Source organism: Fuscovulum blasticum DSM 2131 (assembly GCF_003034965.1).
Taxonomy (GTDB): Bacteria; Pseudomonadota; Alphaproteobacteria; order Rhodobacterales; family Rhodobacteraceae; genus Pseudogemmobacter; species Pseudogemmobacter blasticus.
Genome location: NZ_PZKE01000010.1, coordinates 1 through 24,886 on the forward strand (window position 1 = coordinate 1; position 24,886 = coordinate 24,886).

Below are 24,886 nucleotides of genomic sequence, written 5' to 3' on the forward strand. Positions count from 1 at the left end.
CCCGCCGCATCGCCGGTATTCGCCGCCGGGTTCGACAGATCGGCCCGCACCCCCGCCGTGGCATCGGCATAGGTGGCGTAATCCACCCCGTTGCCGCCCGCCAGACGGTCCGCCCCGGCACCGCCGCGCAGCGTGTCATTGCCCTCGCCACCATCCAGCGTGTCGGCGCCCGCGCCGCCGGCCAGCAGGTCGGCCCCGCCATTGCCAACCAGCACATTGTCGCCGCCATCGCCGGTCAGCGTATCGGCGGATTGCGACCCGGCAAGGTTTTCAACCGAAACATAGCTGTCGCCCGCCGCATCGCCGGTATTCGCCGCCGGGTTCGACAGATCGGCGCGCACCCCCGCCACCGCATCGGCATAGGTGGCGTAATCCACGCCGCCGCCGCCCGCCAGACGGTCCGCCCCGGCGCCGCCGCGCAACGTGTCATTGCCCTCGCCGCCGTCCAGCGTGTCCGCGCCGGCCCCGCCCGCCAGCAGATCATTGCCCGCCTGCCCCCACAGCGCGTTCGCCCCCGCATCGCCGGTCAGCGTATCGGCAAAGCCGGTGCCGGCCAGATCCTCGATGCCGGTCAGCACGGTTCCCGCCGCCGCCCCGGCCGTCACCGCCACGGGCTGCGCGGCAAGGCTGGCCGCAACGCCCGCCCCCAGCGCCTGGAAATCCACCAGATCGCGCCCCTCGCCCCCGTCAACAGTATCCGCCCCGGCCGAGGCCAGGATCACGTCATTCCCGGCCGTGCCCCAGATCGCCTCGGCCGCATCGCTGCCGATGAACCGGCCCGCGTCATCGGTGCGCGCGGGCATTTCATGCCACAGCGGGAACAGCGTGCTGCGGCCCAGCATGGCCGCCGTGATCGGCAGCCCGTTCGACGACCAGATTTCCAGCACCTCGCCCCCCCAGGCCAGGATGCAGCCGGTTGCCGTGGGCGTGATGGTCAGGTCGGCGGCATCGAACACCCGGCCCCAGGCCGACAGGTCGATCTGGTCGATCCCGACCTGAAAGTCGCTGATCCGGTCCGCCGCACCATCGGCATCCAGCACGAACACATCCGCCCCCGCCCCGCCTGACAGCGTGTCAGCCCCCGCCCCGTCGCGGATCAGGTCGGCCCCGCCACCGCCCGACAGCAGATCATCTCCCGCGCCGCCCAGCAGCAGATCGCCCGCCTCGCCGCCGGTCAGCGTGTCGGCCCCGGCGCTGCCGGTCAGCGTGGGGGCCAGCGGGCCCGGGTCCAGCCGCAGCCGGGTGATGCCGGTGCCTTCGCCCGCCACGAACACCTCGATCTGGCCATCGACCGCGCGCACCTCCAGCGCCTTGATGCCCTCCAGCGCGGTGTCGGCACTGTCCAGCAGCGTGGCCACCAGCACCAGACGCCCGTCGGGCAGCAGCGCGAACAGATGCAGCCCGCCATCGCCGCCCCCCGCCACCACGAAGGCGCGGTCGCCCAGCGTCACCGTCGCCACCGCCGAAACGCCCGCCAGCCGCGTATCCAGCGTGTCGATCACATGATCGGCCACGACCAGCCGCCCCTGCGCCGTCACCTCGATCACGCTCAGCGAGGATGACCCCGCCGAAGCGACCACCAGATAGCTGTGCCCGTCCAGCCCCACCTGCGCCACACCCGACGGATCGGCCATGCCCAGCCCGCCCGCCGCGCCGATGCGCCCGGTCTCGGTCAGCAGGCCATCGTTGCCCACGGCGTAGCTGACCACCCGGTCCCCCGCCAGCGACAGCGCCACCAGATAGGGTTGCCCGCCCACGCTGACCGAGGTCAGCCGGCTGATGTCCACCCACTGCACCGCCGTCCCCGTGGACAGGCTGCCAATCTGGGTCATTGTGCCGGCCGGGTTCCAGCCCTGAATCTGGATCGTGCCGTCATTGGCCCGTGCCGCATAGAAATAGGTCTGCCCGCCAACCTGAACCAAGGTTTCCGCGCTGATCACCCCGGACAGCCCGCCGGCCGGGCGAAAGATCCCGCCAATCCCGCCATCGGCCGTCAGCCGATAGGTCAGCATCGCCGTCTGGTTCGCGCCCGAAACCGCCAGGGCCGGTTTGGCCATGCCCGGCATCAGTTCCAGCGTGGCCGGCGCCGGCACCTGCCCGGTCGAGGCGACCGACATCGTATCGACCAGCGACAGGCTGTCGCCCACGGCCAGCGCCAGCAGGCCCCCGCCCGCGCGTGTGGCGGAATACAGCATCAGCCGCCCGCCCTGTTCGCACAGCAGCAGATCCTCAACCCCCGACAGCAGATTGGCCGGCGCGCCGAGAAAGGTCTCGATCGTCTGGAAAGAATACACCCGGGGCCCCCGCCACATGGTTCCGCCCCGCAGGCTGGCGGCCAAACCGGGTGACGGGGCGGGAAAAGCAGGGCGAAACCCGGGCGTTTCGGCACAATTCCGGTCGAAACTGGCGAAAGACTTAACCTTCCCCCGCCATAACAGGCACACCCCCCAGGCCGGAGCCCTGCCCTTGCCGCCGCATGTCACCATCGTCATGGCCACCCGCAACGGCGCCCGCCACCTGCCCGCGCAACTGGCAAGCCTGGCCCGACAGACGCACCCCGACTGGGCGCTGTTCGTGTCTGACGACGCCTCGACCGATGCGACACCGGCGATCCTGGCCGGTTTCGCCCGCCGCCACCCGCTGCATCTGGTGCCCGGCCCCTGCACCGGCACGGCGGCGGCAAATTTCTTGTCCGCCCTCGGCCACCCCGACCTGCCCGCCGGGCCGGTGGCGCTGGCCGATCAGGATGATGTCTGGCTGCCCGGCAAGCTGTCACGCGCGCTGCGAAGGCTGGGGCCTGACCCCGCGCCCGCGCTTTATGCCGCCGAAAGCCTGCTCTGCGATGCCGCCCTGCGGCCGCTGCGCCGGTCCCGCCCGCCGCGGGCGGTGCCCGGTTTCGGCAACGCGCTGGCGCAGAACCTGTTTTGCGGTCACACGCTGGTGCTGAACGCCGCCGCGCTGGCGCTGGTCCGGCAGGCGCTGGCGCTGCTGGGGCCGCAAGGGGCGCGCGCCATCCCTTGGCATGACTGGTGGATCTATCAGCTTCTGGCCGGCGCCGGCGCGCGGCTGGTGCTCGACCCGCTGCCCGTCGCGCTTTACCGCCAGCACCCCGGCAATGCCCTGGGCGGCAGCGGCGATCTGCGCGGGGCGCTGCGGCGGCTGGCGCTGCTCGGCTCGGGCCGCTGGGGCTGGGCCATGCAGGCGCAGGCGCAGGCGCTGCAACAGACCGCCGCCCTGCTGACGCCTGCCGCCCGCCGCACGCTGGACGGCTTTCTTGCCGCGCCCCCCGCCGGGCCGGGCCGCGCCATGGCCCTGCACCGGGCCGGGCTTCACCGCGCCTCGGCCTCCGGCACGGCGGTGCTGCTGGCGGCAGCGGCCCTTGGCCGGGTCTGAACGATCAGCGCCCCACGCCGGCATAGCGGACAAAGCCCGCCGCCCGCACCTCGTCCGGGTCATAGATATTGCGCAGATCGGCCATCTGCGGCACCGCCATGCGCTTGGCCAGCCGCGCCAGATCCAGCGCGCGAAATTCGTTCCATTCGGTCAGGATCACCACCAGATCGGCCCCCTGTACCGCCTGATAGGCGCTGTCGCACCATTTCACGCCCGGCAGCAGCGCCTCGCCTTCGCGCTGTCCCTGCGGATCGCAGACCCGCACCTTGGCCCCGGCCCCCACCAGCGCCGGCACCAGCGTCAGCGACGGCGCCTCGCGCATGTCATCGGTATTGGGCTTGAAGGTCAGCCCCAGCACCGCGATCGTCCTGTCGCGCAGCCGGCCGTCCAGCAGATCCTCGATCTTCAGGAACATCCGGCGCTTGACCTCCTCGTTCACCTTGATGACCGTCTCCACGATCTGCATCGGCACCGCATGGTCCTGCCCGCTGCGCGCCAGGGCGCGGGTATCCTTGGGAAAGCAAGACCCGCCATAGCCCGGCCCGGCGTGCAGGAACTTCGACCCGATCCGCCCGTCCATGCCCATGCCCTTGGCCACCGCCTTCACATCGGCCCCCACCCGTTCGCACAGGGCGGCAATCTCGTTGATGAAGGTGATCTTGGTGGCCAGAAAGGCATTGGACGCGTATTTGATCATCTCGGCGCTTTCGAGACCTGTATAAACCACCGGAAACTCCCGCAGGCTCAGCGGGCGGTACAGCTCGGCCATGACCTTGCGCGCCCGCTCGGTCTCGGTGCCGATCACCACCCGGTCGGGGCGCATGAAATCGTCGATGGCCGCCCCCTCGCGCAGGAATTCGGGGTTGGACACCATATCGAAACTGGCCTGCGGATTGGCCTCGCGCAGCACGGCGGCCACCTTGCGATTGGTCCCCACCGGCACGGTGGATTTGGTCACCACGACCGCATAGCCGGTCAGCGCGCGGCCAATGTCGGCCGCCGCCGCCATCACATAGCTCAGGTCGGCATGGCCGTCGCCCCGCCGCGTCGGGGTGCCGACGGCAATGAACACCGCCTCGGCCTCGTCCACCGCCTGCGCCATGTCGGTGGTGAAGGTCAGCCGCCCGCTGGCCAGGTTGCGGGCCAGCAGGTCTTCCAGCCCGGGTTCATAGATCGGCACCACGCCCTGCCGCAGTTGCAGGATCTTGTCAGGGTCCGAGTCGATGCAGACGACCTCATGCCCGAAGTCCGAAAAACAGACGCCGGACACCAGGCCGACATATCCTGCACCAACAACGGCAATGCGCATCCGGTGGCCTTTCGAACGATCCCCGGCTTCATTAGGGCGCAGCCGTCCTGCCTGTCAAACAGACCGGACAGATCCACTGTCAGCCGCGCTGCCGGTCGCAGCCCGCCACCGTGCCCACGCCCAGGCTGTACAGCACCCCGATGTCGCTGGCAGTTGTCGAAACCTCGGTCGCCACAAAGGCCGCTGCAACCACATAGGCCGGATTGGCGGGGATGTTCGTCGTCAGGGTCTGGTCCAACACCGCCGTCTCCTCGGCATCGGCCCAGACCCGGAACCGCGCCGCCGTGCCCGCCGCGTTGACCTCGACATCCATCGTATAGGCCACCCCCAGCGCCAGCGTCAGCGCCGCCGTGCTGCTGCGGACATTGTTCGCCGCCGTCTTGCCGACAAGCTGGTCGCCCAGAACCTCGAAATACACGCCATGCTGCGCATCGACGGCATTGGTGGTGCTGTGCAGGCCCGCCCGCACCGTGCGGCCGGTGAAATCGGTCAGCCACTGGAACTGCGCGCGGAATTTCAGCGCCACCGCCCCGCAATAGAAATTGTTCCCGCCGCTGGTTGACGGGGCAACATACCGATACCCCCCGTTGGCCGAGGTCGAAGACCGCAGGAAAACCCCCAGCGGATTGAACCCTTTGCGCGCGGTCGCCGGGACGGCGGTCGTGTTCGTGCCGCTGGAAATCGCGGCGCCAAGGAACAGGTCCGACGCCGACACCGTGGTGGATCCCAGCCGCAGGTCATACCACCAGTCCCACAGCCCCAGCGGCGCCTGCCGCCCCGCCAGCACCTCGGTCCGGCCGGCGCTGCGCATCTTCACCTCGCCGCTGGCCGTGTTCAGCCACAGCGTCCCGTCCTGCGGCGCCACCGGATCGGCGGCCTGCCCGCCCAGATGCAGCGGCTGCGGCAGCGTCACCTCGCCCGATCCGGCCGCCGCCACCAGCGCGCTGAACCAGCCGCTGCCATCGGCCGAAACCTTGATCGAGAAATCCTCCCCCCCCGCCGTGCCCATCTCGGCCCGGCCGGACCAGCCGGTCTGGAACAGCAGGCTGGCCGTATCCGCCGGGGCGGCCTTGTTCAGCTTCATCTGGTGCCCCGCCCCCGCATGGGTGAACAGCGTCGCCGGCGCGGCCACCGCCAGCCGGTTCACCGCATCGGCGCCGGTCGCGATGCCCAGCCGCTGGAAGGCCCCCTCCGCCGCCACCGGCACGCCCCAGTGCAGCCCGTCGAACACCGCCGTCACGCCTTCGGAAATCACATGCGCCTGCCAGCCCGGCAGCGGCGCATGGAACTGCCAGCCCGCCGCCGTCATCACCGCAACCCGGCCATCCTGCCCGGCCCAGTCCACCTGCCCCCCCGGCGCCACGATATGCCGGTCGCCCAGCGCCGGCAGCGCGGGCGGCAGGATCCGGTCGCGGTCGATCACCGCAAGCTGGACGATCACGTCCAGCACCGCCAGCGCCTCGTTATGGGTGACATGTTTCTGCGCCTGGTTGGGCAGGATCAGGGGAAGCCCCAGGATCGTGGTATCGTCGGCCATGCAAACCTCCGCGGGAACGCCGTTCCGCGCGACCCTAGGCCGCCGTGCTGAACCGCCGGTAACCCGACCGCGCGGCGCGCGCCCTCAGGGCGCAACACTCTCCGCCTCGGCCTCGGCCAGCGCCAGGCCCCGCCGCGCCTCGGCCCAGGTGTTCAGGCTGACCGCGCCGATGATCACCGCGCCCCCGGCAATGACCCAGGGGTCCACCGGCTCGGCAAAGGCCAGCGCGCCCAAGGCGGCCGACCACAGGATCTGCAGGAACGTGACCGGCTGCGTCACCGTCAGCGGCGCCGCGACAAAGGCCCGCGTCATTGCGTAATGGCCAAAGGTCGCCAGCCCGGCCACCCCGCCCAGCCAGACCATCTGGTTCAGATCGACCGGCACCCACACCCACAGCGCCAGCGGCAACAGCCCCAGCGTCACGCTGAAGGACATCATCGCCACCACCACCCCCGGCGGGGCCAACTGGCTCAGCCGCTTGGCGAACAGATAGCTGACCGCAAAGCACAGCGTCGCCGCCATCTGGCTCAGATGCCCCTCCGTCACCGCCCGGAACCCCGGCCGCAGCACGATCATCGCACCCGCCAGCGCCGCCAGCACCACCAGCAGCCGCCGCATCCCCAGCGGCTCGCCCAGCATCAGCCCGGCCAGCACCAGCACGATCACCGGGTTCAGGAAGGCAATCGCCGACATCTCGGCCACCGGCACCCGCGCCATGGCATGAAACCAGAACACCACCGCCGCCACATGCAGCAGCCCCCGCCAGCCGAACAGCCGCCAGACCGGCGCCGGAAAGCCCTTGCGCCAGATCGGCCCCAGCATCGGCAGAAAGAACAGCACGCCATAGGCAAAGCGGATGAAGGCCGATTGCGCCGCCGGCAGGTCGGTGCCCAGATGCTTGACGCCGCCATTCACGCCCACGAAGGCAATGCCCGACGCCAGCATCCACGCCACACCCGCCAGGGGCCGGCCTCTGTCACCCGTTCCGCTCATGCCGGCACACCCACACTGCCCGTCAGGAAAAGGCAAGCCCCGCCGCGATGGCCCACATCGTGAGCCCCACCCCGATCTCCAGCACCACCCAGGCGCGCGGGTTGGCAAAGACCGGCGCCAGCAGCCGCGCCCCGTAGCCCAGCGCCGCGAAAAAGGCAAAGGACGCCGCCCCCGCCCCCAGACCGAAGGCCAGCCCCCGCGGCGCATATTGCGCGCTGATCGACCCCAGCAGCACCACCGTATCCAGATAGACATGCGGATTGGCCCAGGTCAGGAACAGGCAGATCGCCAGCACGCGGCGCAGCGGCACCACCGCGTCGGGCGCGGGCTGCAAGGCCTCGCCCCCCTTGCGCGCCGCCAGGAACCGCAACGCGCCATAAACCACCAGAAACCCCACGCCCGCCCAGCGCGCCAGTTCGGCCAGCCCCGGCAGCGCCTGCGACGCCGCGCCGAACCCCGCCACCCCCGCCCCGATCAGCACCGCATCCGACAGCGCGCAGACCGCCACCACCGCGCCGACATGTTCCCCCCGCAAGCCCTGCCGCAGCACAAAGGCATTCTGCGCCCCGATCGCCAGGATCAGGCTCAACCCGGTGAAAAACCCCGCAACCGCCGCCTCGAACATGCCGTTCCCCTGTCCGCCATTCCTCGTCCCTCCGCACCTACCCCACAGGGCCGAAAAAGCCGAATTAATGTTTCTCTCCATCCTTAAGTTATGCTAATCCTCATCTTGGCCCAAATACCCTGGGGGTGCGGGGGCAAGGCCCCCGCTCCTGGGCCCCCCGGCACGGAAACCCCGCCATGCTCGATCCCGCCCAGCTTGCCGCCCTCGCCGCCGTCCACCGTCGCGGCAGCTTCGATCTGGCCGCCGCCGGGCTGAACGTCACGCCCTCGGCCATCTCGCAGCGCATCAAGGCGCTTGAGGAAACCACCGGCACCCTGCTCATCCGGCGTGGCCAGCCCTGCACCGCCACCGCCGCCGGCCTGCGCCTGATCCGCCACCATGACGAGGTGGCGCTGCTCGAATCCCGCCTGACGCAAGACCTGCCCGGCCTGACGCCCACCACCGCCACGCTGCGCCTTGCCCTCAACGCCGACAGCCTGGCCACCTGGGTGCTGCCCGCGCTGGCCGCCGTGCCGGATGTGCTTTACGATCTTGTCATCGACGATCAGGATGTCAGCCTGGACTGGCTTCGGAAGGGAGAGGTCGTGGCCGCCCTGACCGGCCATCCCGGCCCGGTGCAGGGCTGCGAAACGCTGCCGCTTGGCGCGCTGCGCTACCGCGCCACCGCCAGCCCCGCCTTCGCCGCCCGCTGGTTCCCGCAAGGCCTGACGGCCGATGCGCTGCGACAGGCCCCCTCGATCCGCTTCTCCGATGCCGACCGGCTGCAGGATCGCTGGGCCGCGCAGGCCACCGGCACCGCCCGCCCCGGGCCCCTGCCCGCCCATCGCATCGCCTCCTCCCAGGGCTTCGTCGAGGCCGCCCTTCTGGGCCTTGGCTGGGGCATGAACCCCGAAGCACTGGTCACGGCCCATCTTGCCGCCGGGCGGCTGGTGGACCTTGCGCCCGAAACCCCGCTTGACGTGCCGCTGTACTGGCAGTTCACCCGGCTGGTCGCCCCGGCCCTTGCGCCGCTGACCCGCGCCATTCGTGACCACGCCGCCCGCGCGCTGGTGGCCTGACCGCTACCAGCGGATGCGCGCCGGAAAGACGAACTCCTCCTCGGCCCGCGGCCCGCGCCGCCCCGCCAGCGCAAAGGTCAGCCGCCGCAGATGCGCCGTCACCTCGGCCCGTGGCACGCCGGTGCAGGCCACCGCCTCGCCCACCGAAACCGGCACCGCCCGGCCCCGCCGCCGCAGCGTTTCGCGGAAGATCAGCGCCACCCGCAGGGGATAGCTCCAGTGGCTGGCCACCTGGAACAGCCGCGAATTGCGCCCGTGAAAGAACACCGGCACCACCCGCGCGCCGGGCACCAGCGCCAGCCGCGCCACGAACGGATGCCAGGCGGCATCCGCCGCCGTCCGTGCCAGCGGCTTCGGCGCGGTGGCCACGCCGCCGGCCGGAAAGATCACCAGCACATGCCCCGCCGCCACCCAGTCCATCGCCTGCCGCCGCGTCTCGGCCGAAATGCGCCGCGCCTCGGCCCCGCCGCCGAAATCCACCGGCAGCAGCACGTCCTTCACCTCGGGCGGCTGGCACAGCCGGCTGTGCACCATCAGCTTCACATCCGGCCGCACCGAACAGGCGATATGCCCCAGGATCAGCCCGTCCACGATGCCGAAGGGATGGTTCGCCACGATCACCAGCCCGCCCTCGCGCGGGATGCGGTCATAGCCGCCCGCCAGGAACTGCGGCCACAGGCCCAGCGCCCGCACCGCCGCCGTCAGCACCGGCTCGCGCACCGGGCGCGGCCGGGCCCGCCAGTCCTGATACAGCCGCTCCAGCCGGTTGCGCCCCGCCGCCGCCTCGGCCAGCCGGATCAGCCTGCGCCGCAACCGCGTCTGGCCCGCGTGGGAATAGGTGAAGACAGGCTCCGCCGCGCCGGCCGGCCCCGGCCGCGGCTCCAGGGGGGCGGGAAGAACCGGCTCGGCCCCGTCAAACCCGCCCGTCCGCATCATCCCCGTCATCCGAATCCCCCGGGCTGCTGTCGGGGACAGCATCCCGACCGCCGGTGACGCCGCAATGACGCGCCAATGTCGGGCCCATGACGCCCGGATGAACGGCCGGTGACAGCCCTGCATCGCCATGCAGAACGCCCGCCCCGTGTTCCGGGGCGGGCGTCGGGTCGTCCTGCGCGATGGGTCGCGGATTACAGCTTCGCGGCCACGTCCTCGGGCACGTCGAAATTGTGGGTGACGGTCTGCACGTCGTCATCCTCTTCCAGAAGGTCGATCAGCTTCATCAGCTTCTGCGCCGTCTCAAGATCCACCTCGGTGCGCGACTGCGGCCGCCAGATCAGCTTGGATTCGGTCGATTCCCCAAGCGCCGCTTCCAGCGCATCCGAAACCGCCGCCAGATCCTCGACCTTGCAATAGATCCAGTGCGCCTCGTCGTCGGTTTCCACGTCGTCGGCCCCCGCCTCGATCGCGGCCATCATCACGTCATCGGCGCTGCCCGCCGCCAGCGGATAGGAAATCTCGCCCACCCGGTCGAAGCTGTGGCTCACGCTGCCGGTCTGGCCCATGTTGCCGCCGGCCTTGGTGAAATAGCTGCGCACGTTGCTGGCGGTGCGGTTCAGGTTGTCGGTCAGCGCCTCGACGATGATGGCAATGCCGCCTGCGCCATAGCCTTCATAGCGCATCTCGGTGTAATCCGCCGCATCGCCCATCTGCGATTTCTTGATCGCGCGATCAATCACGTCCTTCGGCATCGACACCGCCTTGGCGGCCTTGATCGCCAGCCGCAACCGCGGGTTCATGTCGGGGTCCGGCATCCCCATCTTGGCGGCGACGGTGATCTCCTTCGCCAACTTCGAGAAAGTCGCCGAGCGCGCCTTGTCCTGCTTGCCCTTGCGGTGCTGGATGTTCGCCCATTTCGAATGGCCGGCCATGGCCGTTTACCCCTTGGTCTTTGCGATGATGCGGTCCCTTACACCGGCGGGCAACGTGTGGGCAACCCCGCGCGGCCGGGGCACCCCGCCCCTTACAGCGGCCAAAGCAGCGGAATCAGCGCCGAAGCCACCAGCATGGTCAGCAGGTTCAGCGGCAGGCCCACCCGGGTAAAATCGGAAAACCGATACCCGCCCGGACCATAGACCATCATGTTGGTCTGGTATCCCACCGGCGTCGCGAAGGCGAGCGTGGCCGAGAACATCACCGCCACCACGAAGGGCCGCGGATCATAGCCCAGGTTCTGCGCCAACTGGATGGCCACCGGCGTGTAGATCACCGCCACGGCATTGTTCGACAGGAACTCGGTCAGCACCAGCCCGATGAAATAGACCGCCAGAATCAGCAGGAACGGCGACAGCCCCGCCAGCGCGGGCGCTGCCGCATCGACAATCAGCTCCACCGCGCCCGACTGGTCCAGCCCCTCACCCACCGCCAGCATGGCAAAGATCATCGCCAGCAGGCGGCCGTCGATGAAGCTGAACGCCTCCTCGCTGTCCACGCAGCGCGTCAGCAGGATCACCGCCACCGCCACCAGCGCCAGCGCCTGGATCGGGGCCACGTCAAAGGCCGACAGCAGCACGATGAACACCAGCGCCGCCACCGCGATGGGCGCCTTCGCGCGCCGGAACGGCTTGATCGAAGGCCGGCTGACATCCACCAGGTCCATGTCCGCCGCCAGCCGCTGGATGTCCTCGATCGCGCCTTCCAGCAGCAGCGTATCACCCACCCGCACCACCAGATCGTCCAGTTGCCGGCCGATGTTCTGGTTCCGCCGATGCGCGGCAATCGGGTAAACGCCATAGCGCCGCCGCAGCCGCAGGTCGCCCAGCCGCTGGCCCTCCATCCGGCAGCCCGGCCCGATCAGCACCTCGACCGTCTCGGTCTTAACACTGGACAGCTTGTCGACCAGATGCACGTCCTTGCGCCGTTGCAGGTCCAGAAGCTCGGTCATCTCGGTACGCAGCACCACGCGGTCGCCCGCCATCAGCCGCACCGGCGCCATGTCACGCCGCAGGCTGGCGTCGCCGCGCAACACGTCGATCAGCCGCACCCCGTCCCGCTTGAACAGGTCCACCTCCAGCGGCGCCTGCCCGATCAGCACACTGTCCTCGGGGATCGCCACCTCGGTAAAGTATTTCATCTTCCGCCGGTCGCTCAGCAGCGTGCCCATCGACTGCCGCTCGGGCAACAGCCGCCGGCCGATCGTCGCCAGATACAGGCCGCCCGCCAGAGATACCGCGATTCCCAGCGGCGCCACCTCGAACAGGCTGAAGTGCTGAAGCCCCGCCTTGGCCGCCACCCCGTCCACCAGAATGTTGGTCGAGGTGCCGATCAGCGTGATCATGCCGCCCAGCACCGTCATGTAGCTCAGCGGGATCAGCATCTTGGACGGCGCCACCCCGATCTTGACCGCGATCTGGATCACCACCGGGATCATCACCGCCACCAGCGGCGTGTTGTTCATGAAGGCCGAGGCGGCAGCGCAAAAGCCGAACAGCGCCACGATGGTCAGTTTCGGCCGCCCGTCCACATAGCGTTCCGTGGTGCGGATCACCGCCTCCACCGCCCCGGTGCGCACCAGCCCGCCCATCACCAGGAACATCAGCGCAATCGTCCAGGGGGCCGAATTCGACAGCACCGCCGTCGCGTCCTTCAGCGGCAGCAGGCCGGTGATCAGCATCACCGCCGCCGCGGCGATGGCCGTCACCTCCACCGGCATCGTTTCCAGCACGAACATGGTGAACATCACCACCAGAATGGCCAGCGCCACCCAGGGTGCCCAGTCCGCCGGAACACTCAAGCCGAACATGCTACCGTCTCCAACCCATACCCCCTTGCGTTGCCCGCCAGGTTCACATCACCGGCCCCGAGGGCGACAGCCGCCCGCCTTGCCGCACCATCTCGACCCGTGTTGCGCGGCCCGTCCGGTCATCGGTCTCGACATAGACACCCGACAACGTCGCCTCGCCCGCCGCCGGTTCGAACCGCGCCTTGGCCATGCCGGTAACAAAGCGGCGCATCGGCTCCAGCTTCTCCATGCCGATCACGCTGTCATAATCGCCGCACATGCCGGCATCGGTCATATAGGCCGTGCCTTCCGACAGGATCTGCGCATCCCCGGTTGGCACATGGGTATGGGTGCCCACCACAAGGCTTGCCTGCCCGTTGCACCAATGCCCCATGCCCATCTTCTCACTGGTCGCTTCGGCATGAACATCCACGATGGCCGCCTGCACAGCCGCCCCCAGCCGATGCGTCTTCAACACCGGCTCGATGGCGGAAAACGGGTCATCGAAAGGCTGCTTCATGAACACCCGGCCCAGCACCTGCGCCACCAGCACCCGCCGCCCGCCCGGCGCGTCATAGACCCGCGCGCCATGCCCCGGCGCCAGCTTGGAATAGTTGATCGGCCGCAGCACCCGCGGCTCCTGCTCCAGAAACGGCACGATGTCCTTCTGGTCGAAAGCGTGGTCGCCCAGCGTCACCACATCGGCGCCCGCCCCCAGCAGCAGCTTGGCATGTTCCGCCGAAAGCCCCATGCCGCCCGTGGCGTTCTCGCCATTGACCACCACGAAGTCCAGGCCCCAGGCCGCGCGCAGCCCCGGCAACCGCTCGGCCACCGCCGTCCGCCCGGTCTTGCCCATCACATCGCCCAGAAAAAGTAGCCGCATCCTGCCCACACCGGAAAAATCTTCTCTCTCCTAGGCCTCGCCCCCCGCTGCCGCAAGCCCCCGCGCCCTGCGCCCCCCTTCTGCCATCCGCCGCGGCTTCATCTTGGCTCAAATACCCTGCGGGGGTCCGGGGGTGCAAAACCCCCGGCACCGCCGCTGCGACGGGGCGATTCGGCCGCACCGCCCGGACCGGCGCCGCCCCGGCGGGCAAAGATCGGGATTTCCCCCATATTCTCGCCTGATTAACCGCAACGCATTGCGAAACGCCCCGCGCCGCCGCAGCCTGCGCCGATGACCGCCCTTCCCGCCCCCCTGTCCACCTGGTTCGCCGCCCGCGGCTGGGCCCTGCACCCGCATCAGCAGGCCATGCTTGACCGCGCCGCAGCGCCCGCGACGCTGCTCATCGCGCCCACCGGCGGCGGCAAGACGCTGGCCGGCTTCCTGCCCAGCCTGGCCGAACTTGGCCCCGCGCCCCCGCCCGGCCTGCACACGCTCTATATCTCGCCGCTCAAGGCGCTGACCGCCGACATCCGCCGCAACCTGCGCGCCCCCCTTGAAGGCGCCGGCCTACCGATCCGGGTCGAGGATCGCACCGGCGACACCGGCCAGACCGCCCGCAAGCGCCAGCGCGTCGACCCGCCGCATATCCTGCTGACCACGCCGGAAAGCCTGGCCCTTCTGCTCAGCTACGAAGACGCCCCCAGGATGTTCAGCACCCTGCAACGGGTGATCGTCGATGAACTTCATGCCGTGGCCGAATCGAAACGCGGCGACCAGCTTGCCCTGCTGCTGGCCCGGCTCGGGCGCCTTGCCCCCGGCCTGCGCCGCATCGGCCTGTCCGCCACCGTGGAAGACCCGCCCGCGCTGGCCCGGTTTCTGGCCCCCGGCACCGAAATCCTGCTGGCCGACCCCGGCCCCGACCCCGACATTTCCATGCTCGACACCGGCACCCCGCCCCCCTGGTCGGGCGGCGGCGGGCGGCACGCCATTCCCGCGATCCTGCAACAGGTCCGCGCCCATCGCACCACGCTGATCTTCCACAACACCCGCGCCCAGGCCGAACTGTTCTTTCACGATCTCTGGCTGCAGAACGAAGACGGCCTGCCCATCGCCATTCACCACGGCAGCCTGGCCCGCGAACAGCGCGAACGGGTCGAGGCGGCCATGGTCGAAGGCCGCCTGCGCGCCGTGGTCTGCACCGGCTCGCTCGACCTTGGCATCGACTGGGGCGATGTGGATCTGGTGATCCAGGTCGGCGCGCCGAAGAACGTGAAACGCCTTGTGCAAAGGATCGGCCGCGCCAACCACCGCTACAACGCCCCCTCGAAGGCGCTGCTGGTGCCCGCGAACCGCTTCGAGGTTGTGGAATGTCAGGCCGCGCTGGATGCCGCGCTCGCCCGCGATCTGGATGGCGAACCGCGCGGCTCCGGCCCGCGCGACGTGCTTTGCCAGCACCTCCTGATCGCCGCCTGCGCCGGTCCCTTCCGGGCCGACGACCTTTATGCCGAAATCCGCGACGCCGCCCCCTATCACGCCCTGACCCGGCCGGATTTCGACGCCACGCTCGATTTCGTCGCGACCGGCGGCTATGCGCTGCGCGCCTATGACCGCTGGCAGCGCCTGAAGCAGACGGGCGATCTGTGGCACCTGCGCGACCCGCGCAGCGCCGCGCTGATCCGGCAGAACCTTGGCACCATCATCGACACCGAAACCCTGAAGGTCCGCCTCAAGGGCCGCTTCGGCGGCACCCCTCTGGGCGAGGTTGAAGAGGCCTTCGCCGCGACCCTTACCCCCGGCGACACCTTCCTGATCGGGGGCGAGGTGGTGCGTTATGAAGGCCTGAACGAAATGACCGTCGAGGTCAGCCGCACCCCCGGCCGCGACCCCAAGGTCGCGGTGTTCAACGGCACCAAATTCGCCACATCAACCCAACTGTCCGACCGCATCCTTGCGCTGCTGAACCGGCCCGGCTGGCCCTTCCTGCCGGACCACACCGCGCGCTGGCTGGCGCTGCAACGGCAAGTCTCGGCCCTGCCGCGCCGCGACCGGCTGCTGGTGGAAAGTTTCCCGCATGACGGGCGTGAACATCTGGTGATCTACGGCTTCGCCGGCCGCAACGCCCAGCAGACGCTGGGGCTTCTGGTCACCAAACAGATGGAGGATCAGGGGCTTGATCCGCTTGGCTTTGTCGCCACCGATTATGCCACGCTTGTCTGGGGCCTGTCGCCCGTGACCGACGCCGCCCCGCTGTTTGCCGCCGAAACGCTGCGGCAGGGGCTGGAAAGCTGGTTGCAGGGCAATGCGCTGATGAAACGCACCTTCCGCAACGTGGCCCTTGTCGCCGGCCTGATCGAGCGCAGCCATCAGGGCCGCCGCAAGACCGGGCGGCAGGCCACGTTTTCGTCGGACATCCTTTATGACACGCTGCGCAAATACGACCCCGACCACCTTCTGCTGCAGATCACCCGCGAAGAGGCGATGCGCGGCCTGATCGACTTTGCCCGCATCGAAGACCTGCTCGCCCGGATCGAAGGCCGGATCGACCTGATCCGCCTGCCCCGGCTGACACCGCTGGCCGCGCCGCTGTTCCTGGAACCCGGCAAGGTGCCGATCCATGGCCAGGGCCGCGAACGGCTGGCCGAAGCGCAGGCGCAGGCCCTGATGGCGGCGGCGGGGCTGGCCTGACCCGGCTGGGGGCGCTGCCCCCGGACCCCCGGGGTATTTGGACCAACTGGAAGCAGGGGCCTTGTCAGCGGGGCACGGGGCCGCGACAAGGCCGCATGTCCCAGACCCTGACCCTTGGCCCGGAAACCCTGCACGCCCTGCCCTCGGGGGCGCTGTGGTGGCCGGCGCGGCGGGTTCTGGCGGTTTCGGACCTGCATCTTGGCAAGTCGGCCCGGCTGGCCCGGCGCGGCGGCGCGCTGTTGCCGCCCTATGAAACCCGCGCCACGCTGGAACGGCTGGAAGCCGACATCGCCGCCACCCGCCCGGCCGGCGTGATCTGCCTGGGCGACAGTTTCGACGACACCGCCGCCGCCGGGGCGCTGGAGGAAGACGCGATGCTCTGGCTGGCGCGGCTGATGGCCGGGCGCGACTGGACCTGGATCGAAGGCAACCATGACCCCGGCCCCATCGCGCTGGCCGGCACCCACCGGGCCAGCCTGACCCTGGGCGCGCTGACCTTCCGCCACATCGCAGACCCCGCGCAGCGACATGAGGTTTCGGGGCATTATCACCCCAAGGCGCGGCTGGCCGGACAGGCGCGGCCCTGCTTTCTGGCCGATGCCGCGCGCATCATCCTGCCGGCCTATGGCGCCTATACCGGCGGGCTGTGGAGCCATGATCCCGCGCTGACCGGGCTGATGCAGCCCGGCGCGCTGGCGGTGCTGACCGGGCCGAAGGCGCGGGCGATCCCGATGCCGCGTTAGGCGGTCAGCCCTTCGGGTTCGGGCAGGCCGTTTGCGCGGCAGCAGGCGGTCAGGGTATTGGCCAGCAGGCAGGCGATGGTCATCGGCCCCACGCCGCCCGGCACCGGGGTGATCGCGCCGGCCACCGCCGCCGCGCTTTCGTAATGCACGTCGCCCACCAGCCGGGCCTTGCCGTCGCGTTCGATCCGGTTGATGCCCACGTCGATGACCGTCGCGCCGGGCTTCACCATGTCGCCGGTAATCATCTCGGGCCGGCCCACGGCGGCGACCAGAATGTCGGCGCGGCGGCAGACCTCGGCCAGATCCTTGGTGCGGCTGTGCGCGATGGTCACCGTGCAACTGTCGCCCAGCAGAAGCTGCGCCATCGGCTTGCCCACGATGTTCGACCGCCCCACCACCACCGCGTTCAGCCCGGCCAGCTTGCCGTGATGATCGCGCAGCATCATCAGGCAACCCAGCGGCGTGCAGGGCACCATGCTCTTCTGCCCGGTCCCCAGCAGGCCAACGTTCGAAATGTGGAATCCGTCCACATCCTTGGCTGGGTCGATCGTATTGATGATCAGCTCGGAATTCAGATGAGCAGGCAGCGGCAACTGCACCAGAATCCCGTGAACTTTCGGATCGGCGTTCAGCCGGGCCACCAGCGCCAGCAGATCGGCCTCGGACGTATCGGCCGGCAGCTTGTGTTCGAAACTGGCCATTCCGGCCTCGACCGTCTGGGTGCCCTTGTTGCGGACATAAACCTGGCTGGCCGGGTCTTCGCCCACCAGCACCACCGCCAGACCGGGGGTCAGGCCCTGTTCTTCCTTCAGCCGCGCCACATGCGCCGCAACCTGCGCCCGCACATTGGCCGCAAAGGCCTTGCCGTCGATCACCCTGGCGGTCATCCGCTTTCCCCCTTCTCAGACCGCGGCCGCAAAGGCGGCGCGGTAATGGTCCATCTGCATCCGTGTTGCCAGAACGGCGTTCTTCATCAGGATCGCCACCGTCACCGGCCCCACCCCGCCCGGCACCGGGGTGATCCAGCCGGCCACCTGGGCGCAACTGTCGAAATCGGCGTCGCCCACCACCCGCCCGTCGGCGGTGCGGTTGATGCCGATGTCGATCAGCGCCGCGCCGGGTTTCAGCATCGCCCCCGTCACCAGCCCCGGCTTGCCGACCGCCACGAACACGGCATCCGCCGCGCGCGAATGCAGCGCGACCTGGCGCGTCATGTGGTGGCACACCGTCACCGTGGCCCCCAGCCCCATCATCAGAAAGGCAATCGGCTTGCCGACAATCTCGCTGTGGCCAATCACGCAGACATCCAGCCCTTCCATCTTCAGCGGCAGGGTCTTCAGGATTTCCACCGCGGCAACCGCCGTGCAGGGGCCAAGCGTCAGGTCATTATAGACGATGTTCCCGATCGAGGCCGGGTGCATCCCTTCCACATCCTTCAGCGGATGCACGGCCTTTTGCAGCGCCTTCACCGGAATATGCCCGGGCAGCGGGCGCTGGATGATGATGCCGTTCACCCGCGGGTCGGCGTTCAGGCCGGCGATGACGCCCGTCAACTGCTCAAGGCTGATCGTCTCGGGGTAATTGCGCGATTCGAAGGCCACACCGGCGGCCTCGGCCTGCCGGTGCTGGTTGCGAACGTAAAGCTCCGCCGCCGCCACATCGCCCACCGAAATCGAGATCAGCTTCGGCACCCAGCCCGCGGCGGCCAGCGCCTCGGCATCGGCCCGCACATCCGCACGCATTCGGGCCGCGATGGCCTTGCCGTCAATCAGGGTGGCGGTCATTCGTTGTTTCGTCCTTGATCGGGCGCAGCGTATGCGCCTCGTAGCGGTAGTATCTCAGCAAGGCACTCCAGGGGTATTTCAGAAGGAAGATACCAGTCACCAGCGAGGCGATGCCCAACCTGCCGACACGGCGTCCCCCCTTAACTCCGAAGATCGTCAGCAAATAGACGGGGAGCACCGCGCAAACGACCAGAAACGCACCGGAAAAGACAGCAAACAACAGGGCAAGTACAACCTCCAGCAACCTTCCTCCTGGCCTGCCGTGGTGTGTTGCCACCATTCATCCCTTCCGCAGACTGTCCGGCCCAAGGCGGCTTTCTTCCCGCGCGATGGACCAGTCGATCAGACGCCGCCACAGCTTTTCCACCAGATCGGGCGGCAGCCCGTAGGTTTCGGCGTGGCGGCGCACGTTCTGCACCACCTCTTCCACGCGGTCGTTGATCCGGGCCGGCAGGTCCACCCCCGCCTTGATCTCGGCCGCGCGGTCGATATAGCCCGCCCGTTCTGCAAACAGCCGGACAAGATCATCATCCAGCCGGTCGATCTCGGCCCGGATATGGGCCATGGTCGTGCAATCAGCAGGCTTGCGCATCGTCTTGGTCCCTTCTGGTCGGCCCAAGGAATTAGCCGGGCCGACCGGAAAGGGCAATGCGGCGGCTTAGAACAGCCCCTCGACAAAGCCCTGATCGTTCAGCCGGATCACCTCGGCCGACGGCACCTTGGGCAGGCCCGGCATCGTCATGATCTCGCCGCAGATCACCACGATGAACCCGGCCCCGGCCGAAAGCCGCACCTCGCGCACCGGAACCGAATGGCCGGTGGGCGCGCCACGCAGGTTCGGATCGGTGCTGAACGAATACTGGGTCTTGGCCATGCAGATCGGCAGATGGCCGTAACCCGCCGCTTCCCAGGCCTTGAGCTGGTCGCGGATCGACTTGTCGGCCAGCACCTCGTCGGCGTGGTAGATGCGCTTGGCAATGGTCTCGATCTTCTGGAACAGGCCCATCTCGTCGGGGTAAAGCGGCGCGAAATTGGCGCTGCCGCCTTCGGCCAGCGCGACAACCTTCTTCGCCAGCGCCTCGATCCCTTCCGATCCCTTCGCCCAGTGCTGGCACAGGATCGCCTCGGCGCCCTGCGCCGCGACATATTCCTTCACCGCGGCGATTTCCGCGTCGGTGTCGCTGTAGAAGTGGTTGATCGCCACCACCACCGGCACACCGAAGGATTTGACGTTGGCGATATGGCGGCCAAGGTTCGGGCAGCCCTTCTTGACCGCCTCGATGTTCTCGGTGCCCAGATCGGCCTTGGCGACGCCGCCGTTCATCTTCATGGCGCGGACGGTGGCCACGATCACCGCCGCCGAAGGCTTCAGCCCCGCCTTGCGGCATTTGATGTCAAAGAACTTTTCGGCGCCCAGATCGGCCCCGAAACCGGCCTCTGTCACCACATATTCCCCCAATTTCAGCGCGGTCTTGGTGGCGATCACACTGTTGCAGCCATGGGCGATGTTGGCAAACGGGCCGCCATGCACGAAGGCCGGGTTGTTCTCCAGCGTCTGCACCAGGTTCGGCTGCATCGCGTCCTTCAGCAGAACGGTCATCGCACCGTCGGCCTTGATGTCGCGGGCATAGATCGGCCTCTTCTCGCGGGTATAGGCCACCACGATGTCGCCCAGCCGCTTTTGCAGGTCTTCCAGATCGTTCGACAGGCACAGGATCGCCATCACTTCGCTTGCGACCGTGATGTCGAACCCGGTCTGGCGCGGAAAGCCGTTCGACACGCCGCCCAGGTTCACCACAATGTCGCGCAGCGCGCGGTCGTTCATGTCCATCACCCGGCGCCACACCACGCGGCGGGCGTCGATCTGCAATTCGTTGCCCCAGTAGATGTGGTTGTCGATCATCGCCGACAGCAGGTTGTGTGCGCTGGTGATCGCGTGGAAGTCGCCGGTGAAGTGAAGGTTCATCTCCTCCATCGGCACCACCTGCGCCATGCCGCCGCCGGCCGCCCCGCCCTTCATCCCGAAGTTCGGGCCAAGGCTGGCTTCGCGGATGCAGATCACCGCCTTCTTGCCGATGCGGTTCAGCCCGTCGCCCAGACCCACGGTGGTGGTGGTCTTGCCTTCGCCGGCGGGCGTCGGGTTGATCGCGGTGACCAGGATCAGCTTGCCATCGGGCTTGCCCGCAAGACCCTTGATGAACTCCTGGCTGACCTTGGCCTTGTCATGGCCATAGGGCAGCAGGCTTTCGGACGGGATGCCAAGTTTGGCCCCGATTTCCATGATGTTCTTCTTCTTGGCTTCGCGCGCAATTTCGATGTCGGTCTTGAAGGCCATGTCGCACTCCCTGGGGGCCCGGTTTCTTGCCGGATGTTCCGTTAGCGACGTGATACCGGGCGATCCGCCCGGTTCGAGGCCGGTTTGCGACGTGTTCCCCGCGAAATTCGGCGTGGCCGGTTTCCGATCGGAAACTCGCGAACAAGGAACGCAACGATGGGCCGGCGCCTTAGCCCGCCGCCCCGGCCCGCGCGGCCTCCAGATGCGCCCAAACCCGCTGGTCGGGCACATGCAGCACCAGCGAATCGCCCAGGCGCAGCGTGCCTTCCCGCTCCACCCAGGCGGTCACGCCGCGCCGGCCCCTGGCCGCGGTCTTGAACGCCTTGCCCTGCCCGCCCGTGGCCTTGGCCATGGTCACCGCCGGTTCCTGGCAGGGGCGGTTTTCCATGTCCACCACCAGCGTCACCCCGTCCGGCCCCTGCAACCGCGATGACGGCGGCAGGAAGCTGAAATCGGGCAGCCCGGCAATCACCACGCTGGCCCCCAGCCAGGCCGGGTCGATCCGCTCCATCTCCAGGCGGGCGGCGATTTCGGCCAGATCCTCGGCCGACACCAGGCACAGTTGCCGCGCATTGCGGATCGTCGTGCCGCGCGGATGCTGCGCCAGCACCCGGCTGCAGGACGGGCGGGTCAGCCCGGCATGAACCTCGGGCGCAAAGCCGGCAAAGGTCAGCGGCATTTCCGCCACCGGCTCGCCAAAGATCTCCAGCTTTTCCACCGGCCGGCGCTGCACGCCCAGCCAGGTGACAGTGCCGCGGAATTGGGTGGGGATCAGGGCAGGCATTCTTGCACCTCCGGGAATGCGACAGTCACAGCCATTTCTTCCAGCGGAAGATCAGCCAGGGCACCAGCGCCGAAAGCACCATGGCCACCAGCGCCATCGGATAGCCCCACTCCCATTTCACCTCCGGCATGTGTTCGAAGTTCATCCCGTAGATGCTGGCAATCAGTGTCGGCGGCAGGAAGACGAAGGCGACCACCGAGAAGATCTTGATGATGTCGGATTGCTGGATGTTGATCACCCCCAGCGTGGCGTCCAGTTGGAACAGGATCTTGCGCTCTTGCGTTCCGGCGGTTTCCTGAAGCGATTTCACGTCGCGCATCAGCACCTTCAGCCGCGTCTTGTCGATGCCCTTCAGCGCCGACAGCGCCGCCGCCCCGCCCGAGGGCACCGACAGGAACCCCAGCATCCGCTGGATCGTCGCCAGGCTTTCCGAAACCTTGCCGTTCAGGTCTTCCGCCCGGCCGATCCGCTGCATGATCACCGCCAGCGTCTGCGCCCGGCCCTTGGGGCGATGCGCCTCGAAGATGGCACGGGTCAGCGCGTCCAGCTTGCGCATCTCGCCCTCCAGAATGTCGGCCAGACGGTCCACCAGCGTTTCCAGCAGCGCCAGCATGGTGGATTGCCCATTGGTGCAGCCCAACGGCTGCGCGACCACCCGCTCGGCGAAATAGGCCATCGACCGCGGCGCGTGATAGCGCACCGTCACCAGACGTTCCCGCGTCAGCACAAAGGTGACAGGGCCGGTTTCCGGGTCTTTGCCCACCGGCATGGCCACCACCTGCGCGGTCAGGAACAGCGCGCCCCGCTCATCATAAAGCCGCGACGACACCTCGATTTCCTGCATGTCCTCGCGGGTGGGAATGTCCAGCCCCAGCGCGGCCTCCACCGCATCTTCCTCGGCCGGGGTCGGGGCTTCCAGGTCAATCCAGACGGCATCCAGCAGACCGCCATCCTCGGGGTCTATACGCTCCAGCCGGTTGTCGCGCGCCCGATATGCCGTGATCATCGCCGCTCTCCGCAAGGCTGTTGGTGGGACGACCCTAGCCAAGCCCGGCCAAAAGCAAAAGGCCCCGCCAAAGCGGGGCCTTCCTGTCTGGCGGGCCTTTACAGCGGCGCCGGTTCCGGGTCGGGCTTCGGCGACCGGGGCTTTTTCGTCTTGGGAATCGCCGCCACAGACGGCGCCCCGCCGCCCGGCGCGGGCGTGTCGGCATCGTCGTCCTCGCCCAGCTTCTCGCCCGCAATCACCTTGCGGATCTCGTCGCCGGTCAGGGTTTCGTATTCCAGCAGCCCCTTGGCCAGCCGTTCCCAGTCTTCCTGACGCTCGATCAGAATGTTGCGGGCCTTTTCATAGCCCTCGTCGATCAGGCGCTTCACTTCCTGCTCGATCGCCCGCTTCGTCTCGGCCGAAACCGAGAAGCCGCCGGTGTTGCCCTGATAGCCTTCGGCGGCTTCGGCATAGTCGATATTGCCCACCACATCCGACATGCCCCAGCGCAGCACCATGGCGCGGGCCAGCGCCGATGCCTGCTGAATGTCGCCCGACGGTCCGTTCGACACCGACTCGGCGCCCCATTTCAGGATTTCGGCCGCCTTGCCCGCCATGGTCATGGCGATGCGCTGCTCGCACTGGTCCTTGTGCCAGTTCAGCCGGTCCATTTCGGGCAGGCTCATCACCATGCCAAGCGCGCCGCCGCGCGGGATGATCGTCGCCTTGTAGACCGGGTCGCATTTCGGCAGGCTCATCCCGACGATGGCATGGCCGGCCTCGTGATAGGCGGTCATTTCCTTCTGGTCCTGCGTCAGCACCATGCTGCGACGCTCGGCCCCCATCATCACCTTGTCCTTGGCGTTCTCAAAATCCACCATGGTGACAAAGCGGCGGCCCGCCCGCGCGGCCATCAGCGCCGCCTCGTTCACCAGGTTCATCAGGTCCGCACCCGAGAAGCCCGGCGACCCGCGCGCGATGGTGCGCAGGTCAACATCCGGCCCCAGCGGCACCTTGCGGGCGTGAACCGACAGGATCTTCTCGCGCCCCTTGATATCGGGGTTCGGCACATGAATCTGGCGGTCAAACCGGCCGGGCCGCAGCAGGGCGGGGTCCAGCACGTCCTTGCGGTTGGTGGCCGCGATGATGATCACGCCCTCATTCGCCTCGAACCCGTCCATTTCCACCAGAAGCTGGTTCAGCGTCTGCTCGCGCTCGTCGTTGCCGCCGCCGATGCCCACGCCGCGCGCACGGCCCACGGCGTCGATTTCGTCGATGAAGACGATGCAGGGCGCGTTCTTCTTGGCCTGTTCGAACATGTCGCGCACACGGGATGCGCCGACGCCCACGAACATTTCCACGAAGTCAGAGCCCGAAATGGTGAAGAACGGCACCCCCGCCTCGCCCGCAATGGCGCGGGCCAGCAGGGTTTTCCCGGTGCCGGGCGGGCCAACCAGCAGCGCGCCCTTCGGGATCTTGCCGCCCAGACGGCTGAACTTCTGCGGGTTGCGCAGGAATTCGACGATCTCTTCCAGCTCTTCCTTGGCCTCGTCGATGCCGGCCACATCGTCAAAGGTGACACGGCCGTTCTTCTCGGTCAGCAGCTTGGCCTTCGACTTGCCGAACCCCATGGCGCCGCCCCGGCCACCGCCCTGCATCCGGTTCATGAAGAAGATCCAGATGCCGATCAGCACAAGGAAGGGCAGGAAGGTCATCAGCAGCGACATGAAGCCAGATTGCTGTTGCGGCGTGGCCTGCACCTCGATGCCCTTGCCGATCAGCCGGTCGGCCAGGATTTCGCCTTCCGGCCGGATCGTGGTGTAGGTCGAACCGTCCGACCCGCGCACGATCACCCGCTCGCCATCCAGCGTGACACTGGCAACCTTGCCGGAATCAACCTGGGCGATGAAGTCCGAATAGGACAGGGTCCGCGATGACAGGGCCGTCTGCCCCCCGGAAAACAGATTGAAAAGCGCCAGGATCAGCAGCAGCAGAACGACCCAGAAGGCGATGTTTCGTGCATTGTTCACGAAAAGACTCCCGCATTGCCCGCG

General features: G+C 68.4%; 21 protein-coding genes. 4 read left to right on the forward strand and 17 right to left on the reverse strand.

Annotated features, from left to right (window positions below; all coding sequences use genetic code 11):
• Nucleotides 1-2,294 (reverse strand): hypothetical protein (locus tag C5F44_RS17835; RefSeq protein WP_181318253.1); only part of this gene is annotated, 2,294 nt, incomplete at its 3' end.
• Between the two features lie 172 nt (nucleotides 2,295-2,466).
• Between C5F44_RS17835 and C5F44_RS11260 the strand changes: the two genes are divergently transcribed.
• Nucleotides 2,467-3,393 carry a glycosyltransferase gene (locus tag C5F44_RS11260; RefSeq protein ID WP_181318254.1) on the forward strand — a complete coding sequence of 309 codons (927 nt, stop codon included), beginning with the start codon at nucleotides 2,467-2,469 and terminating at the stop codon, nucleotides 3,391-3,393.
• Nucleotides 3,394-3,397: 4 nt separating this feature from the next.
• Here C5F44_RS11260 and C5F44_RS11265 read toward each other — a convergent pair whose 3' ends face one another.
• The 4 genes from C5F44_RS11265 to C5F44_RS11280 all read right to left on the reverse strand — a co-directional run bounded on the left by C5F44_RS11265 (nucleotide 3,398) and on the right by C5F44_RS11280 (nucleotide 7,857).
• Nucleotides 3,398-4,702, reverse strand: coding sequence for a UDP-glucose dehydrogenase family protein (locus C5F44_RS11265; protein ID WP_107673639.1), 1,305 nt, complete (start codon nucleotides 4,700-4,702; stop codon nucleotides 3,398-3,400).
• Nucleotides 4,703-4,781: 79 nt separating this feature from the next.
• A complete protein-coding gene (locus C5F44_RS11270) occupies nucleotides 4,782-6,239 on the reverse strand; it encodes a DUF2793 domain-containing protein (protein ID WP_107673640.1) in 1,458 nt (485 codons plus the stop codon).
• 84 nt (nucleotides 6,240-6,323) lie between these two features.
• Nucleotides 6,324-7,232 carry a DMT family transporter gene (locus C5F44_RS11275; RefSeq protein ID WP_235822611.1) on the reverse strand — a complete coding sequence of 303 codons (909 nt, stop codon included), beginning with the start codon at nucleotides 7,230-7,232 and terminating at the stop codon, nucleotides 6,324-6,326.
• A gap of 22 nt (nucleotides 7,233-7,254) precedes the next feature.
• On the reverse strand, nucleotides 7,255-7,857 hold the full coding sequence (locus C5F44_RS11280) for a LysE/ArgO family amino acid transporter (RefSeq protein ID WP_107673642.1): 603 nt from the start codon (nucleotides 7,855-7,857) through the stop codon (nucleotides 7,255-7,257).
• Nucleotides 7,858-8,033: 176 nt separating this feature from the next.
• On the opposite strand from C5F44_RS11280, the gene C5F44_RS11285 reads away from it, so the two are divergent.
• On the forward strand, nucleotides 8,034-8,915 hold the full coding sequence (locus C5F44_RS11285; protein ID WP_107673643.1) for a LysR family transcriptional regulator ArgP: 882 nt from the start codon (nucleotides 8,034-8,036) through the stop codon (nucleotides 8,913-8,915).
• 3 nt (nucleotides 8,916-8,918) lie between these two features.
• Here the strand turns inward: C5F44_RS11285 and C5F44_RS11290 are convergent, their stop codons facing one another.
• From C5F44_RS11290 to C5F44_RS11305, 4 genes are all read right to left on the reverse strand, one after another.
• Nucleotides 8,919-9,860, reverse strand: a complete 942-nt coding sequence (locus C5F44_RS11290) for a lysophospholipid acyltransferase family protein (protein WP_107673644.1) — start codon at nucleotides 9,858-9,860, stop codon at nucleotides 8,919-8,921.
• Between the two features lie 182 nt (nucleotides 9,861-10,042).
• A complete protein-coding gene (locus C5F44_RS11295; RefSeq protein WP_107673645.1) occupies nucleotides 10,043-10,783 on the reverse strand; it encodes a YebC/PmpR family DNA-binding transcriptional regulator in 741 nt (246 codons plus the stop codon).
• Between the two features lie 92 nt (nucleotides 10,784-10,875).
• Nucleotides 10,876-12,654 (reverse strand): SLC13 family permease, encoded by a 1,779-nt coding sequence (locus C5F44_RS11300; RefSeq protein ID WP_107673646.1) that lies wholly within the window; start codon nucleotides 12,652-12,654, stop codon nucleotides 10,876-10,878.
• Nucleotides 12,655-12,697: 43 nt separating this feature from the next.
• A complete protein-coding gene (locus C5F44_RS11305) occupies nucleotides 12,698-13,516 on the reverse strand; it encodes a TIGR00282 family metallophosphoesterase (RefSeq protein WP_107673647.1) in 819 nt (272 codons plus the stop codon).
• A gap of 291 nt (nucleotides 13,517-13,807) precedes the next feature.
• Here C5F44_RS11305 and C5F44_RS11310 point away from each other — a divergent pair, with 291 nt between their 5' ends.
• Both C5F44_RS11310 and pdeM read left to right on the forward strand, forming a co-directional pair.
• Entirely contained in the window at nucleotides 13,808-16,201 is a 2,394-nt protein-coding gene (locus C5F44_RS11310) for a ligase-associated DNA damage response DEXH box helicase (RefSeq protein ID WP_107673648.1), read from the forward strand.
• A 95-nt stretch (nucleotides 16,202-16,296) separates the two neighbouring features.
• Nucleotides 16,297-16,944 carry a ligase-associated DNA damage response endonuclease PdeM gene (gene pdeM, locus C5F44_RS11315; RefSeq protein WP_107673649.1) on the forward strand — a complete coding sequence of 216 codons (648 nt, stop codon included), beginning with the start codon at nucleotides 16,297-16,299 and terminating at the stop codon, nucleotides 16,942-16,944.
• Here pdeM and folD read toward each other — a convergent pair.
• From folD to ftsH, 8 genes are all read right to left on the reverse strand, one after another.
• Nucleotides 16,941-17,831, reverse strand: coding sequence for a bifunctional methylenetetrahydrofolate dehydrogenase/methenyltetrahydrofolate cyclohydrolase FolD (folD, locus tag C5F44_RS11320; protein WP_107673650.1), 891 nt, complete (start codon nucleotides 17,829-17,831; stop codon nucleotides 16,941-16,943). The two genes, pdeM and folD, sit on opposite strands and share 4 nt — an antisense overlap.
• Before the next feature lie 15 nt (nucleotides 17,832-17,846).
• Nucleotides 17,847-18,728, reverse strand: coding sequence for a bifunctional 5,10-methylenetetrahydrofolate dehydrogenase/5,10-methenyltetrahydrofolate cyclohydrolase (locus tag C5F44_RS11325; protein ID WP_107673651.1), 882 nt, complete (start codon nucleotides 18,726-18,728; stop codon nucleotides 17,847-17,849).
• Nucleotides 18,709-18,972, reverse strand: coding sequence for a hypothetical protein (locus tag C5F44_RS11330; protein ID WP_146161938.1), 264 nt, complete (start codon nucleotides 18,970-18,972; stop codon nucleotides 18,709-18,711). Before C5F44_RS11330 ends, C5F44_RS11325 begins: the two co-directional genes overlap by 20 nt.
• 36 nt (nucleotides 18,973-19,008) lie before the next feature.
• Nucleotides 19,009-19,320 carry a chorismate mutase gene (locus C5F44_RS11335; protein ID WP_107673653.1) on the reverse strand — a complete coding sequence of 104 codons (312 nt, stop codon included), beginning with the start codon at nucleotides 19,318-19,320 and terminating at the stop codon, nucleotides 19,009-19,011.
• 66 nt (nucleotides 19,321-19,386) lie between these two features.
• On the reverse strand, nucleotides 19,387-21,063 hold the full coding sequence (locus C5F44_RS11340; protein WP_107673654.1) for a formate--tetrahydrofolate ligase: 1,677 nt from the start codon (nucleotides 21,061-21,063) through the stop codon (nucleotides 19,387-19,389).
• Between the two features lie 169 nt (nucleotides 21,064-21,232).
• The gene (locus C5F44_RS11345; protein WP_107673655.1) at nucleotides 21,233-21,847 is read right to left on the reverse strand and encodes an MOSC domain-containing protein; all 615 of its coding nucleotides are present in this window, start codon (nucleotides 21,845-21,847) and stop codon (nucleotides 21,233-21,235) included.
• Between the two features lie 25 nt (nucleotides 21,848-21,872).
• On the reverse strand, nucleotides 21,873-22,853 hold the full coding sequence (locus C5F44_RS11350; protein ID WP_107673656.1) for a magnesium transporter CorA family protein: 981 nt from the start codon (nucleotides 22,851-22,853) through the stop codon (nucleotides 21,873-21,875).
• Between the two features lie 98 nt (nucleotides 22,854-22,951).
• Nucleotides 22,952-24,862, reverse strand: a complete 1,911-nt coding sequence (gene ftsH / locus C5F44_RS11355) for an ATP-dependent zinc metalloprotease FtsH (RefSeq protein ID WP_107673657.1) — start codon at nucleotides 24,860-24,862, stop codon at nucleotides 22,952-22,954.
• Nucleotides 24,863-24,886 lie beyond the last annotated feature (24 nt).

Excerpts from the sequence above, each read along its gene's own strand:
- C5F44_RS11265 (WP_107673639.1), bottom strand. The coding sequence starts at position 4,702 with ATGCGCATTGCCGTTGTTGGTGCAGGATATGTCGGCCTGGTGTCCGGC.
- C5F44_RS11270 (WP_107673640.1), bottom strand. The coding sequence starts at position 6,239 with ATGGCCGACGATACCACGATCCTGGGGCTTCCCCTGATCCTGCCCAAC.
- C5F44_RS11275 (WP_235822611.1), bottom strand. The coding sequence starts at position 7,232 with ATGAGCGGAACGGGTGACAGAGGCCGGCCCCTGGCGGGTGTGGCGTGG.
- C5F44_RS11280 (WP_107673642.1), bottom strand. The coding sequence starts at position 7,857 with ATGTTCGAGGCGGCGGTTGCGGGGTTTTTCACCGGGTTGAGCCTGATC.
- C5F44_RS11285 (WP_107673643.1), top strand. The coding sequence starts at position 8,034 with ATGCTCGATCCCGCCCAGCTTGCCGCCCTCGCCGCCGTCCACCGTCGC.
- C5F44_RS11290 (WP_107673644.1), bottom strand. The coding sequence starts at position 9,860 with ATGACGGGGATGATGCGGACGGGCGGGTTTGACGGGGCCGAGCCGGTT.
- C5F44_RS11295 (WP_107673645.1), bottom strand. The coding sequence starts at position 10,783 with ATGGCCGGCCATTCGAAATGGGCGAACATCCAGCACCGCAAGGGCAAG.
- C5F44_RS11300 (WP_107673646.1), bottom strand. The coding sequence starts at position 12,654 with ATGTTCGGCTTGAGTGTTCCGGCGGACTGGGCACCCTGGGTGGCGCTG.
- C5F44_RS11305 (WP_107673647.1), bottom strand. The coding sequence starts at position 13,516 with ATGCGGCTACTTTTTCTGGGCGATGTGATGGGCAAGACCGGGCGGACG.
- C5F44_RS11310 (WP_107673648.1), top strand. The coding sequence starts at position 13,808 with ATGACCGCCCTTCCCGCCCCCCTGTCCACCTGGTTCGCCGCCCGCGGC.
- pdeM (WP_107673649.1), top strand. The coding sequence starts at position 16,297 with ATGTCCCAGACCCTGACCCTTGGCCCGGAAACCCTGCACGCCCTGCCC.
- folD (WP_107673650.1), bottom strand. The coding sequence starts at position 17,831 with ATGACCGCCAGGGTGATCGACGGCAAGGCCTTTGCGGCCAATGTGCGG.
- C5F44_RS11325 (WP_107673651.1), bottom strand. The coding sequence starts at position 18,728 with ATGACCGCCACCCTGATTGACGGCAAGGCCATCGCGGCCCGAATGCGT.
- C5F44_RS11335 (WP_107673653.1), bottom strand. The coding sequence starts at position 19,320 with ATGCGCAAGCCTGCTGATTGCACGACCATGGCCCATATCCGGGCCGAG.
- C5F44_RS11340 (WP_107673654.1), bottom strand. The coding sequence starts at position 21,063 with ATGGCCTTCAAGACCGACATCGAAATTGCGCGCGAAGCCAAGAAGAAG.
- C5F44_RS11345 (WP_107673655.1), bottom strand. The coding sequence starts at position 21,847 with ATGCCTGCCCTGATCCCCACCCAATTCCGCGGCACTGTCACCTGGCTG.
- C5F44_RS11350 (WP_107673656.1), bottom strand. The coding sequence starts at position 22,853 with ATGATCACGGCATATCGGGCGCGCGACAACCGGCTGGAGCGTATAGAC.